The organism is Arthrobacter psychrochitiniphilus (assembly GCF_003185915.1).
GTDB classification, from domain to species: Bacteria; Actinomycetota; Actinomycetes; order Actinomycetales; family Micrococcaceae; genus Specibacter; species Specibacter psychrochitiniphilus.
The window spans coordinates 249,553-262,668 of the sequence record NZ_QHLZ01000002.1 but is presented as its reverse complement, the minus strand read 5'-3'; the positions used below and the strand labels follow the sequence as shown (position 1 = coordinate 262,668).

12 protein-coding genes are annotated in these 13,116 nt (G+C 61.3%); 10 read left to right on the top strand and 2 right to left on the bottom strand.

The genetic code is table 11. The features are described from left to right. Positions 1-25: 25 nt before the first annotated feature. Positions 26-2,002 carry an acetate--CoA ligase gene (gene acs, locus CVS29_RS04570; protein ID WP_110105157.1) on the bottom strand — a complete coding sequence of 659 codons (1,977 nt, stop codon included), beginning with the start codon at positions 2,000-2,002 and terminating at the stop codon, positions 26-28. 366 nt (positions 2,003-2,368) lie between these two features. Between acs and CVS29_RS04565 the strand changes: the two genes are divergently transcribed. Genes CVS29_RS04565 through CVS29_RS04555 form a run of 3 tightly spaced genes read left to right on the top strand, consistent with a single transcriptional unit; the run spans position 2,369 to position 5,317 of the window. Continuing rightward, on the top strand, positions 2,369-3,805 hold the full coding sequence (locus CVS29_RS04565; RefSeq protein WP_146212993.1) for a hypothetical protein: 1,437 nt from the start codon (positions 2,369-2,371) through the stop codon (positions 3,803-3,805). Positions 3,806-3,818: 13 nt separating this feature from the next. Further along, complete coding sequence (gene nth, locus CVS29_RS04560) at positions 3,819-4,625, top strand: endonuclease III (protein ID WP_245932060.1); 807 nt, start codon at positions 3,819-3,821, stop codon at positions 4,623-4,625. Beyond that, complete coding sequence (locus CVS29_RS04555) at positions 4,622-5,317, top strand: NUDIX hydrolase (RefSeq protein ID WP_245932059.1); 696 nt, start codon at positions 4,622-4,624, stop codon at positions 5,315-5,317. Before nth ends, CVS29_RS04555 begins: the two co-directional genes overlap by 4 nt. 34 nt (positions 5,318-5,351) lie before the next feature. Here the strand turns inward: CVS29_RS04555 and CVS29_RS04550 are convergent, their stop codons facing one another. After that, positions 5,352-7,082 carry a bifunctional 3'-5' exonuclease/DNA polymerase gene (locus CVS29_RS04550; protein WP_110105154.1) on the bottom strand — a complete coding sequence of 577 codons (1,731 nt, stop codon included), beginning with the start codon at positions 7,080-7,082 and terminating at the stop codon, positions 5,352-5,354. A 120-nt stretch (positions 7,083-7,202) separates the two neighbouring features. Between CVS29_RS04550 and ssd the strand changes: the two genes are divergently transcribed. From ssd to CVS29_RS04515, 7 genes are all read left to right on the top strand, one after another. Further along, positions 7,203-8,504: a septum site-determining protein Ssd gene (gene ssd, locus CVS29_RS04545; protein WP_110105153.1), complete on the top strand. Its 1,302-nt coding sequence runs from the start codon at positions 7,203-7,205 to the stop codon at positions 8,502-8,504. A 152-nt stretch (positions 8,505-8,656) separates the two neighbouring features. Next, positions 8,657-9,961 carry a TadA family conjugal transfer-associated ATPase gene (locus CVS29_RS04540; RefSeq protein WP_245932058.1) on the top strand — a complete coding sequence of 435 codons (1,305 nt, stop codon included), beginning with the start codon at positions 8,657-8,659 and terminating at the stop codon, positions 9,959-9,961. Further along, positions 9,958-10,830 (top strand): type II secretion system F family protein, encoded by an 873-nt coding sequence (locus tag CVS29_RS04535; RefSeq protein ID WP_110105151.1) that lies wholly within the window; start codon positions 9,958-9,960, stop codon positions 10,828-10,830. The genes CVS29_RS04540 and CVS29_RS04535 overlap by 4 nt, the downstream gene beginning before the upstream one ends. A gap of 2 nt (positions 10,831-10,832) precedes the next feature. After that, the gene (locus tag CVS29_RS04530; RefSeq protein WP_110105150.1) at positions 10,833-11,447 is read left to right on the top strand and encodes a type II secretion system F family protein; all 615 of its coding nucleotides are present in this window, start codon (positions 10,833-10,835) and stop codon (positions 11,445-11,447) included. A gap of 273 nt (positions 11,448-11,720) precedes the next feature. Next, positions 11,721-12,026: a DUF4244 domain-containing protein gene (locus CVS29_RS04525; protein WP_110105149.1), complete on the top strand. Its 306-nt coding sequence runs from the start codon at positions 11,721-11,723 to the stop codon at positions 12,024-12,026. Between the two features lie 39 nt (positions 12,027-12,065). Next, on the top strand, positions 12,066-12,695 hold the full coding sequence (locus CVS29_RS19065) for a TadE family type IV pilus minor pilin (RefSeq protein ID WP_342766783.1): 630 nt from the start codon (positions 12,066-12,068) through the stop codon (positions 12,693-12,695). Continuing rightward, the gene (locus tag CVS29_RS04515; RefSeq protein ID WP_110105148.1) at positions 12,664-13,062 is read left to right on the top strand and encodes an Rv3654c family TadE-like protein; all 399 of its coding nucleotides are present in this window, start codon (positions 12,664-12,666) and stop codon (positions 13,060-13,062) included. The genes CVS29_RS19065 and CVS29_RS04515 overlap by 32 nt, the downstream gene beginning before the upstream one ends. Positions 13,063-13,116: the final 54 nt, after the last annotated feature.

Here is a 13,116-nt window from a genome sequence, read left to right as displayed (position 1 = left end):
CTCGGCGGCGGATTATGTTGGAATGTTACTTGCGCAGGGACTCCGCGATCTGGTTCATAACGGTGTTATCCGCCAGCGTTGAGGAATCTCCAACGGCACGGCCTTCGGCAACGTCCTTAAGTAGGCGGCGCATGATCTTCCCTGAACGGGTCTTGGGCAGTTCGGGCACCACCAGAATGGTCTTGGGCTTGGCAATGGGCCCAATTTCGTGGCCCACGTGGTTGCGCAAGGTGGTGACGATGTCCGCATCCTCCGCGGCAGAACCGCGCAGGATCACGAAAGCTACCACGGCTTGGCCGGTGGTTTCATCGGCGGCACCCACCACGGCGGCTTCGGCCACTGACGGATGGCTCACCAGCGCCGATTCGATCTCCGTAGTGGAGAGGCGGTGTCCGGAAATGTTCATGACGTCATCCACCCGGCCCAGCAGCCAGACATCGCCGTCTTCGTCCCATTTGGCGCCGTCGCCGGCGAAGTACATGCCGTCAAAGCGGGACCAGTACGTCTCCTTGTAGCGCTCGTTGTCTCCCCAGATGCCGCGCAGCATGGCGGGCCACGGCTCGCGGATCACCAGGTAGCCGCCGTGTCCGTGCGCCACCGAGGCGCCGAGTTCGTCCACCACGTCCACCGCGATGCCAGGCATGGGGACCTGAGCTGAGCCGGGCTTGGCGGAGGTCACCCCGGGCAGGGGGGCGATCATGATGGCGCCGGTTTCCGTCTGCCACCAGGTGTCCACGATGGGGGCTTTGTCCCCGCCAATGACACGGCGGTACCACATCCACGCTTCCGGGTTGATGGGTTCGCCCACGGATCCGAGCAGGCGGATGGAGGAGAGATCGTACTTGGCGGGAATGTCCTCGCCCCACTTCATGAACGTGCGGATTGCCGTGGGGGCCGTGTACAGGATGGAGACCTTGTACTTTTGAACGATCTCCCAGAAGCGGCCCTGGTGTGGGGAATCCGGGGTGCCCTCGTACATGACCTGCGTTGCGCCATTGATCAGGGGCGCATAGGTGACGTAGGAGTGGCCGGTGACCCATCCGACGTCGGCCGTGCACCAGAAAACATCCGTTTCCGGGTGCAGATCAAACACGGCGCGGTGCGTGTAGGCGGTCTGCGTGAGGTAGCCACCGGTGGTGTGCAAAATGCCCTTGGGCTTGCCCGTGGTGCCGGAGGTGTACAAGATGAACAGCGGGTGCTCGGCGGGATGGCCCACGGCGGTGTGCTCGGTGGAGGCGGTGCCTACGGTGTCTTCCCACCAGACGTCCCGGCCTTCAACCCAGTTGACGTCTTGGCCGTTGCGCTTGACCACAACCACGTTCTGGACAGAGTGTCCGGGGGCGGAGAGGGCCTCATCCACGGCGGGTTTGAGTGAGCTCGGCTTCCCGCGGCGGAAGGTGCCGTCCGCGGTGATGACAAGCTTTGCCTGCGCATCATCAACGCGGCTGCGCAGGGCATCCGCGGAGAAGCCGCCGAAGACTACGGAGTGGATGGCGCCAATGCGGGCACATGCCAGCAAGGTGATGACGGCTTCCGGAATCATGGGCAGGTAGACGGCCACGCGGTCGCCCTTAATCAGGCCCAAGGTTTCAAAAGCGTTCGCAGCCTTCTTGACCTCTTCAGTGAGCTGCGCATAAGTGTACGTGCGGGTATCGCCAGGCTCGCCCTCAAAGTAAATGGCTACACGGTCGCCGTTGCCGGCCTCAACGTGGCGGTCCAAGGCGTTGTAAGCGGCGTTGATTTCGCCGTCTTCGAACCAAGTGGCGAAGGGAGGGTTGGACCAGTCCAGGGTCTTGGTGAAGGGCTTGGACCAGGAAAGAAGTTCACGGGACTGATCGGCCCAGAATGCGGGACGGTCAGCATTTGCTTTGCTGTATTCGTCACCGTGAATGATCGCGTTTGCAGCAAATTCCACGCTTGGGGCGAATCGGCGGTTCTCGGTGAGCAGATTTTCCAATGCGTCGCCGGACTGGTTGTCCGCTGCAGTTGTGACCTCAGACATCTAATATCCCTTCATTGCTTCTTAGCGATCCTGCGTTGCTGTTGACCCGCGGTACTCCATCCAGGCGAAGGCATGCGTCCGCCCTCGTTTGGCGACGCAAAAAATTCCGCTGGGTGGTTGCTAAGGACAACTTTTCGTTCCATCTTTAACTGTAGCGCTTCTCATAGATCAACGTGTCCGCCATCACAGTCGAATAGGGTCAGCGGGGCTGTTTCTGCGCTCAACAGCATGTTGTTGCCGTGTGCGGGTAGATGGGCAGAACTGCCCATCTGGCGTATTCACAGTCAGTTTGGGTTGTGGCTTGCTAGTGTTGCCCGCCCGCGTTAACTAGGCTGGAAGTAAACGTGACACTTGAGGAGTCAGACCATGAATGAACAAAACAGGCCAGCGTCGGCAATGGGATCGCCAGCAGTGGAAGGATCGCAGTCTGCGGTGAGTGCTCCGGCGGCAGCGGCGTCAGGTGTTTCGGGGGCTTCCGGGGTTTCAGGGGCTTCAAAGGTGACAGCTGCTAAAGCTGTAGCTGGGCCGCTGACTATCCGGGACCTGAGCGTACTAGGCGCCGTCCTGATCATCTTCGTGGCTTCCTTGCTGCCGATTATCAAGACGTTTGCAGGCGACTTCAACCTCTGGAACACCAGCGGCTTGTTTTTTGTGGGGATCGGCGTGGTCCTCCCTCTTGCCGTGGGAGGACTCTTCCTGGCCCGGCGCATGAGTCCGGCAACGCAGCTGCGCTTTGGTTCGCTCTCCATTGACCAGTTCGCCTCGGTAGTGGCTGCCTTCGCCACGTACTTCTTCTTCACAGCCACGGTGAGTAACTTCAGCCTCGTCTATTTGGTGGGTCTGATCGGTTCACTGGTGCTGCTGGTTTCCACCGTCTGTGCACAGTGGATCCCTGTCCTGGCCGCAGACTTTACCGGCCGGGCCGATGTTTTGGCCCATGTTGCCGCGCGCGACGCCGTTCCTGCGCTCAAGATCCCTGCTGCACCCAAGCCCGTGCTCGCCCATGCTGGTCAGGCGGGTTACGCAGGTCAGGCTGGTTACGCAGGTCCGGCTGGTCAGGCGTTTGGTCAGCAGAACGCCCAGAGTGCCTCTGCGGGTGCGCCTGCCCAGCACGTCCCGGGCCAGCAGGGTGGCTGGAATGCCACACCGGCTGCCAACTCCCACACTCATGGCGGCCAGATCTTCACCCCCGCCAAGGAGAACACCACGGCTGGCGCCGCTGGTGTTGCGTCGCCAGCGGCGACTGCGGCAGCCGCGGCCGACTCAAAGGTTGCGGGTGCGGTAAGCCCGGCAGCAGCGTCTGCCAATGCCCCCCATAACGCAGCGCAGAGCCCTCTCGCAGGCAGCGCAGCAGCCGCCAGCAGCAATATCCCCGCAGCGCAGACTGCTGCTCAGCCTTCCGTGCAGACCACCGCTCAGCCTGCGGTACAAGCCGCAGCCCCTGTGCAGGGCGGGAACGCACCGGACAAGGAAGCAGTGGTGACCACACTGAACCCGCAGGTTGCCGAGGCGCCGAAGCCGGCCGTCGAAGCTCATGTGGCACCGGCCGTTGTTAAGGAGAGTATCTCGGCCACCGTCAACCCGGGTGCTGCCCCTGTCATTGCAGAGCCTTTCTGGTTTGCAGTTGACCGCCCACAAAACGTGATTGATGAAAGGACGCGGCAGTTCGCGTTCAAGCTGGCTCCAGGCGCCTGGATTCTGGCGTTGGAAGACCGCGGCAGCAGTTTCCTCGTGCAAGACAGCCATGGCAAGACGGGCCTCTTGCTGGACCTCGCCGGCATCGAACGGGCCTCAGACAGCTAGTAGGGTCCTCACTATGGCCGAACAGGAAACCGCGCTTGCGCTCAAGCGTCGGGCCCGAAGAATCAACCGTGAGTTGGCGCAGCTATACCCTTATGCGCATGCGGAACTGGATTTTCGGAACGCGTTTGAGCTGCTGGTGGCCACCGTGCTTTCGGCGCAGACCACTGACATTCGTGTCAACGCGGTGACCCCGGGGCTCTTCGCCCGTTTCCCCACCCCGTTGGAGATGGCGCAGGCTCAGAGTGTGGAGCTTGAAGTGTTGATCAAATCCACGGGCTTCTTTCGCGCGAAAGCTGCCAATTTGCTGGCGCTGGCCACGCGCCTCGTTGACGAGTACGACGGCGTGGTCCCAGGTTCCCTTGACGAGCTGGTCACGCTCCCGGGAGTCGGGCGGAAAACCGCGAATGTGGTGCTGGGGAATGCGTTTGGGGTTCCCGGGATTACCGTGGATACCCACTTCATTCGTTTGGCCAGGAGGTTTGGCTGGACTGAATCCACCGACCCCGTCCGGATTGAGGCCGATGTGGCGGCCCTGTTTGAATCCAGGGACTGGACCATGCTGTCCCATCGCGTGGTTTTCCACGGCAGGCGGATCTGTCATGCCCGGAAACCAGCGTGCGGGGCCTGTCCCATTGCACACCTATGTCCCGCCTATGGCGACGGGGAAGTGGACCCGGTCAAGGCCGCGAAATTACTCAAGTATGAGATGGCCCCAGAACAGGAAGCTCTGTTGGCCCGTATGCTCGCCGACGTGGACAATGCGTCCGTGTACCGGCAGGAATCACAGCTGGCGGCTCGGAGCAAGGCCGCCGCGCAGTGAGCGCTTATTCAGATCTGGCCATGCTGGCGGAGAAGGCGGCAGCATTTTCTGAGCTTCCGGAAGCTCTACGGCGGGGGCGGCCTTCCCTCTGGAAACTGTCTATGGGCGGGGCAACTCCCCGTAAGGCCGCAGTGCTGATGTTGTTCGGGGCCCTTGATGACGTCCCGGCTGCTTCAGCGAAACCGCTGGCCTCAGCTGATCTGGACATTTTGCTTATTGAGCGGGCCGCAACCTTGAACGACCACCCCGGTCAGGTGGCCTTCCCCGGCGGGGGAGTAGACCCCGGCGACGCATCCGTGAGGGCCGCGGCCCTACGTGAAGCCGAGGAAGAAACGGGACTTGACCCTTTGGGGGTGGAGGTTTTGGGTATCTTGCATGAAGTACCTCTACCCGTCAGTAATTTTATGGTTACGCCCGTGATTGGCTGGTGGGCGCGGCAGACCCCCGTGGACGTGGTTGATTTTGGCGAATCGGCGCAGGTTTTCAGGGTTCCGGTGCGGGATCTGCTCGACCCGGAAAATCGTTTTACGGCGGTGCTGACACGTGGCGGAAATAGCTACCGTGGACCGGCCTTTGCCGTCAACGGAGTAGTGGTGTGGGGATTTACAGCGGGCATCTTGAACTATGTTTTCCACGAGCTAGGCTGGGCGGTTCCGTGGGATGAAGACAAAGAGTTTCCAGCCCCCATCTAAGGGGGACAGTATCTCAGCTGTACGGTGCGGGCTGTTATTTGGCGTCAGCGTAGCACTGGACCACACTGACATTGACGGGAAACGCCAGCGGGATCGGACCAAAAAGTAGGTCAGTAGCCGCTTGTGAGGAGTCATGCAGGATGGCGCTGACCTCCTCCACTAATTCCACGGGACAGTGCACCACCACCTCATCATGCAAAAAAGCGACTAGTTGGGGGCCGCCTGCAACGGCCAAGCCCCCAGTGCTAGGCGTGCCGGGCGGCAAAGCCCGGAGCCGGCGTCGTAATTCAGCCAGCCAACAGCAGGCCCACTCCGCGGCGGTTCCCTGAACCACAAAATTGCGCGTAAACCTGCCCCGTGAGCGAGCTGCAGACTCGGCCCTGCGCTGCTCCGGCGCTGATGAACTTTGTTGGCTCGCGTGCCAGTCGGTCCCGGTGGGCGGGGTGCTCCGGCCCAGATGAGTACTGACACGTTCCCCCCGTTCACCGGCACGTGCAGCATTCTCCACATAATCCAGTGCCCGGGGGTACATGCGGGCAAGCTGAGGTACCAGCCGCCCGGATTCGCCCGTGGTGGCACCATAGATGGCTCCCAGTAGAGCAATCTTGGCCATACTTCGATCCCCACCAAACCCTTGGGCTGCAATGCCAGCGTAGAGGTCCTTGCTCTGCCCTGCAGCGTCGCGGCCAGCAGCAGCCATTGCGCTATCCTGAGACAGTGCCGCTAAAACACGGGGCTCGAGTTGGGCAGCATCTGCCACGATGAACGTGTATCCGGGATCAGCCACGGCAGCGCCCCTGATCTGCGCCGGGATTTGCATAGCACCGCCGCCACGAGAGGCCCAGCGCCCCGAGACAACCCCGCCCACCACGTATTCGGAATGAAAGCGGCCCTCACGTACCCACTGGTGGAGCCAGTTCCAGCCGTTGGTGGTGAAGAGCCGGCTGAGTTTTCGATAAGTCAGCAAAGGCGCAATTGCCGGATGGTTGAACTCTTGCAATTCCCAGCTTCTCGTGGACTTCGCGTCAATCCCTGCCCTGTGCAGGGCCCGGATCAGTTCCTGTGGCGAGTCGGGATTCAGGGTGGGGGCATTTAGCTCCGTGCGCAGGAGATCGGCCAATGCCTCCAGCTTTTCCGGGCGGTTGTGAAGGGCGGGCTCCGGGCCAAGTAGATCATTGAGCAGCCTCCTGTGCAGATCTTCCCTCCAGGGGATACCTTCATGATGCATCTCCGCGGCCACCAGCGCACCTGCAGATTCTGCGCTGAGTAAAAGTGTGAGTCTGGCAGGGTGGGTGGAGGAACTAATCGCGGATTTTTGGGCGCCAAGTTCCTTGGCAACAGCGGCTAGATCCCAGGCCTTGTCCTTTGCTGCGGCAACGGGGGCATCAAACAAGCTGTCCTGACTGGAGGTGTTTGTGCCCAAGGGAGTGCCTTGCCGTAGGTTCTCCGCTTCCGGGGGTACGGGTGTGGCCTGCCTGGCATAGTCGGTGTCTGCGGCAAATGCCGAGTACAGCAGAATATTTTGGCACAAGGACAGGTCGTGGCATCTTTCTAGGCGGACATTGGCTGCCAAAAGATCCGGGTACCAATGAGTGGCCCTGTCCCACACCCAGCGCGGATGGTGCGCCTCTTCCAGTGCCCGCACAACGGCGGGCAAGGCAGCCCGTGAGACCGTTTGGACAGGCGAAGCCGGTGTCCCGTCGTCATTCCTGAGCTGGACCACGGCGGCAGATTCATGGGAAGTCAGGGCCAGCAATGCGTACATGAGTTCTATTCTCCACTGGTGCGGAGATTAATTCCTCCACACGCCGCCTAATGCTGGCCGCTGTTCACTTTTGCCGGATACGGACTATTCCACTTGTGCGGGCGGGTACAGAGTGGGTGCATGAAAAGACGTCAGGGAGCGGCAGTCCGCCGCGCTTCTGAACCGGCACAGAAGCCTTGGCTGCCCCGCCGGGACACAACCGTGCTCTTGCTGTCCGGCTCTCCACAGCTACAAGGCGAGGTGGGGCGCGTTGCAGCTGCGGCCGCCGTCGAACTGATCTTTGGTGACGAGCTGGAACAGCTTGCCGGATCCCAGCGTGACATTGCGGCAGTGCTGGTGGACGCGGGGCAAGGCGTTGTGACCACCGGGTGGCGTGGTCCTGTGATCGTGGTGGGATTCCCGGGCGAGTCTGAGCAAATGTGGCAGCAAGCAGCTCGTTTGGAGGCTGATCGAGTCGCTGTTTTGCCAGACTCTGCCCCGTGGCTCGCCGACTATTTTGCTGGCCTACAAAACCCGGAATCGGCTGCAGGGGTTTTGGGAGTGGTGGGAGGGTGCGGCGGATCTGGTGCCTCTACCCTGTCTCTGCTGGTGGCTGCCGAAGCGGCTTCTCGCGGGACCCGGACCTTGCTGGTTGATGGTGATAGATGGGGTGGCGGATTGGCTGCACTGGTCTCGGGACAGGAAGCGCCCGGACTGCGCTGGCCTGAGTTGTTACAGGTTTCCGGATCCATCAATCCGGGGCAGTTGGCGGCGGCTCTGCCACATGTGGGCCCGCTGGCTCTGCTGTCCTGGGAGTCGGGCGTAGCCGGGGAGAGCGGGACGGACGCGGGCGGAACGGCGCGCCTCGCGAATTCTTATTTCTCAAACCAGGATGTATCCGCATTACCGGCCACAATATTTCCTGACCCAATCTCTCCTGGCCAGATCTCTCCTGGCCAGAATCAGCGCTGGTGGGGGAAGGCTCTGCCTGCGAATGCCAATACGAACCATGCCGTCAATGAGGTCATGCGTGCGGCGCAAGGCGTCTATGGCCTGGTGGTAGTGGATTTGGCTCGGACCCTTGAGTCGCTTGGCACCTTTGGCCCGCACTGCACCGGGCTGGTGGTGGTTCTACCGGGGCGGGCACGTGCCGTCACGGCAGCCGTGCAGTTGGGGGCGGCACTTCCTGCCTTGCCTGTTGCCGCAGCGGTTCGCGGGCCCATGGGTGAAGGGCTCGATGCCGCCATGGTGGCAACAGCTGCCGGGCTGCCTCTCGTGGGCGAAATGCCCTGGCTACGCAATGTGGAGCAAGTGTTGGCTGCCCAGCGGGTTCCAGAATTATTGCGCAGACGCCGCCTGCGCCTGCTGCTCGCGGGCATCCTTGAATGGATGGCAGGGGATGAGCCGGCGATGGCGCAGAGGCGCTCCGGTGGCCGGTCATGACTGCCAGGGGAGCCAGAGGCAGGCACGCCTCATTCGTCTGGTCCGGGGTCCCCGCAACGGGAGCGCTGGGTACAGGGGAAGCAGGGAAAACAGGGGAAGCAGGAAAAACACGGCCCCAATTAACGGATCAACCACTCTTGAACCCAGGGGTGATGGATATGGGCCTTTTGGATCCGGGACTTTTGGATACGGTCCGGAGGGCGGTTCTGGCGCAGGCCGGGCCTGTCACTGACCTGCAGGTGGCGAGTGCGGTGCGTGAGAGTGGCCGATTGTTGGGTGCCGCGGGATCATTGGTGGCCATGGATCGGATCACCGCCGAGCTGAACGGGTTAGGACCCCTTCAGGGGTTGGCTGCCGATCCGGCTGTCACGGATATTTTTGTCAACGCCCCAGACTCCGTATGGGTTGACCGGGGAGCGGGCCCGGAGCGGGTGGCCCTGGTGTTCCCCAGCGAGGGGCAACTGCGCGCCTTGGCAGTTCGGCTCGTGGCAAGTGGCGGGCGCCGGCTCGATGAAGGGAGCCCCTGCGTAGATGTCAAAATTTCGGCCGGATACCGTGTGCATGCGGTGCTCCCGCCCATCTCTACCGCGGGAACTCTTTTATCCATCCGCACAAGACAGAAGAGCGCGCTGACACTGGCCCAAATGGTGGATTCAGGAGCCATGCCACAAATACTGGCGGAGATTTTGGCTCAGGTCATGGAAAAACGGTTGAACTTCTTGATCAGCGGTGCCACGGGGGCAGGGAAAACCACGTTGCTCTCGGCACTCTTGGGATTATGCGAACCATCCGAACGGCTCGTTCTCATAGAAGACGCCGCGGAACTTGAACCACTGCATCCGCACGTGCTCACCTTGGAGGCCAGACACGAAAACGCTGAAGGGGCCGGTGCCGTGGATTTGGCGGAACTAGTTCGCCAGGCTTTGCGGATGAACCCTGGACGGCTCATCGTGGGTGAGTGCCGTGGCCGGGAAGTTCGTGAGCTTCTCATGGCGCTCAACACCGGCCATAGCGGTGGCGGAGGAACCATCCACGCCAATAGCGCTCGCGATATCCCTGCCCGGCTGGCTGCGTTGGGTGCGCTCGCAGGCATGAGTCAGGAAGCGGTGTTTCTGCAGGGTGGAAGCGCCTTGGACGCAGTTATCCACGTGGAACGTCGCCTCGGTAGGCGGGTGGTTTCTGAGATTGCCATGGTGGAATTGCGCCATGGCCGGCTAGAAACGGTGCCGGCTCTTTCATTGGCTGCTGCCGTCCCTGAACGTGCCCATGATCCGGTGGCCGCCCGATTGCTCGACGGCCCGGCCTGGCCCGTCCTGGCAGAGCGCCTGGGTCTTGGGAACTGGGAGATAGGTGGAAAGAATCCGGGCAGCAGCGGCTCGGCAATACCGTCCCATCAACAGCCCAAATCCGGCCCCGGGCAAAGCCCCGGAGCCGCGGCAGAGACGGAACGGACATGATCGGATCCTTCGTCTTGTTTCTCATCCTGGCAATGGCGGCCTGGCTGCTCTTCACCGCTACGGCGGCACTGCGCAATGCTCCGGTGCGCAGGCTGAGACACGCACGGAGATTGAGCACACAAGGACGCAGAGCGAGCGAAGCGGAATCTCTGCCACGCTTGGTGCGCCAGATGGCGTCGCTTCTGGCTGCCGGGCGTACGGGTGCAGAGCTTTGGGGCGTCTTAGCGCAGGTGCTCGTGGCAGAACCACCGAATCCCAGGATTGGGGGGCGAGGGTTCTTGGCAAAAAAGCCCGTGTCCAAGGAAGCCGGGGACGCGGCAACAGTGGAGTTACTCCTTGCTGTTCAGCGTGCCAGTACGCTGGGTTTTTCCAGTGCAGCGGCCATCCGCAGCGCTTGTGCCGAGAGCGCAGTCGGTTTGAGGGGAAGATCTCACGCCCCGGCGCTGACGCCCGGACAGCACCTGTTGTGGGTGGAAACTGCTGCCTGTTTTGAGGTCTGTGAGGCCAGTGGCGCCCCCGTGGCCGCTGTTCTGACTAGGCTGGCCGACACTATGGAAGCGGACTTCGATGCGGCCGCCTTACGTGAAACGGCTTTAGCAGGGCCCCGCGCGACAGTAAGGTTGTTGAGCTGGCTGCCCTTCATTGCTGTGGGCTTAGGAATGGCCATGGGCGTTGACCCCTTCGCCGTCCTTTTCGGTTCGCCGGTTGGCTGGGCCATGCTGTGTGCAGGGATCGCCTTTTCCGTGGCGGGACGGTTGTGGTCAGCTGCCTTGATTAGGCATGCCGCGCACCCGCAGGGCAGCCCTGTGCAGAGCGTAGCGGGCGTCAAGGAACGGTTGTCCCGGATATCCGCAAAAATGAGGCACTAATCATGGGTGCAGTTGTTGTCTTCCTCCTTTCTGCGGCAGCGATCCTCCTCCTCTCAAGCTCCACGGGTCCAGGCATTGCCGGAAAGAACCTGAGCGGTAACAGACCAGGGCAGCGGGATGGACCGGCCAGCTTTGGCACGGCAGCGCAGCTATCCGGTTCGGAGCAAGCGGGCGCAAATCATGGCAGCGGCATAGCCAATGTGCCTTTGATGCTGGATTTTTTGGGCACCGCCCTTGAAACGGGGTTACCCATGCAAAATGCGTTGCACGTAGTGGCCGGATCAACAGGGGGCACTGTCCGTGAGGCTCTTCTCAGGGTGGCGGCCGCCTTGGAAATAGGCGTTTCCTGGCAGGATGCTTGGGAAGGAAACACGGAAAGCAGCGAGTTGGCCCAGATACATTCAGCATTGATCTTTGGTGCCCTTACAGGCGCAAGTGCAGCCTCGCTGCTCTATGCCGAAGCCGCCCAAATTCGCAGATCCCGAGGGCGTCAAGCGGAGAAACGGGCAGCTGCACTCGGCGTGAAACTGGTCCTGCCGCTGGGCCTGTGCTCATTACCCGCGTTTGTTGCCTTGGGAATTGCGCCTGTAGTGATTGCCATGGTGCCGGCTTTCTAGGTGACCTACCTGGCCACTTGTTCTTCAAACTCACCGTCTAGACAGCGTCGTAGCTACAGTCGGGCCGTCTGTTCATTTATCCACAGGTGGTGCCGGAACCCAATCCGCCCACCAAACACATTTGTCCTCTTCCACTGGGACGGCGGTGAGTGAAAAGTTGATTCATCAGCTCGTTTTATTGCAGTCGCGAATTTATCGGCAGCGGAGAATTCGCGCTGGGGCAGAATCCGATCCGGCTGCTGCCACAAGAATCACTACTCATGAGGAGTCACGATGAACAGCAATGATGCTGCGCATGGCGTGGTAACAAGGACGGCAAGCAAGGTAGCTCTGGATAACGTCGCTGAGATCTTTCCCGGAGCTAGCAACAATGTGCCCGTTGTGAACCGGCCCATCCGCTCCAGACGGTCCCGGTGGTGGCGCCCAAGGGCAGGGCTGGAAGCGGGAATGGCAACTGCCGAGTACGCCATCGCCACATTGGCAGCCGTGGGATTCGCTGGCCTTTTAGTGGTGATCCTCAAGAGCGATGAAGTTCGCGGCTTCTTGATGAACATCATTCGCACGGCGTTGAGCATGTAACTAAGGTTGCCTCGGCAGCCACTAAGCCCGTCTCAGCGGATGGCTATGAACAGCGGAATGGAGTCCATCGTGGAAGAGCCTGGGTTGGGCACTGTGCAACAGGCGGGTACTGTGCCAGCGCTTGTTAGTCGGTGCCACGGACCAAGATCCCGTGGTTCGGTTACTGCCGAACTTGCCGTGGTTCTGCCCGCTGTCATGGTGCTGTTAGCGCTGCTGCTACTGGGTTTTTCCACCAGCCTGTTGCAATTGCGCTTGGAAGAAGGCGCCAGAGCAGGTGCCCGTGCACTGGCTAGAGGAGAATCTCCCGGACAAGTGGTAGAAGCTGCCTCACGGGTATCGGGTGAAGGCGTAACAGTTACCGTGGATCGCACCGAAGGATATGGGACGGTCACCGTATCCGGACGGGCAGGTGGAGTCCTCTCCGGGCTGGTGCCTTGGACTCAGTCAGCACAAGCCACGGCAAAGGACGACTCAGCTGTGCCATCACCTGTCCAACGAAAGAAGCGCTCAAATCCTGCTGACGGGAGTGCCGCTCTATTCATGGATGGTTCAACAGTCCACAAGTCATCCTTATGGCGGTGGGCTAGAAGTCCAGAATGTCCGCTGCGAGATGGGCGTTGTGAGGCGCTCGCAATGGATGGGGGAGTGGTTGACCATGGGCGGCAGTGAGCGAGGAGCTGGCACCATGCTGGGTGCGGGGATTGCGCTCACAGTGCTCATTCTGCTGGCGTTACTCATGGGGCTGGCAACGGCCGCGGTGGCAGCCGGGAAGGCCGCATCCGCCGCCGATCTGGCAGCCCTGGCCGCAGCAGATGCTTATAGGGGACTGAGTTCAGGGGTACCTTGTCAGGTTGCTGCAGACATAGCAGCAGCCAATTCTGCGGCTCTTGTGGAATGCCTTGAGATGCCGGAAAACAGATCTGTGCAGGTGAAGGTTCTTGTTAGAACAACCTTGCCGTGGCCTGCGCAGGGGCAGGCAAGAGCGGGCCCACCGCCGGATACCGTCCGGCCTCATGAGAGCGGCACCAAACCCTGACCGGCATATGCAGGGACTGCCTGCCATGGTGCCGTTTTGAAAAGTGAATAGTGG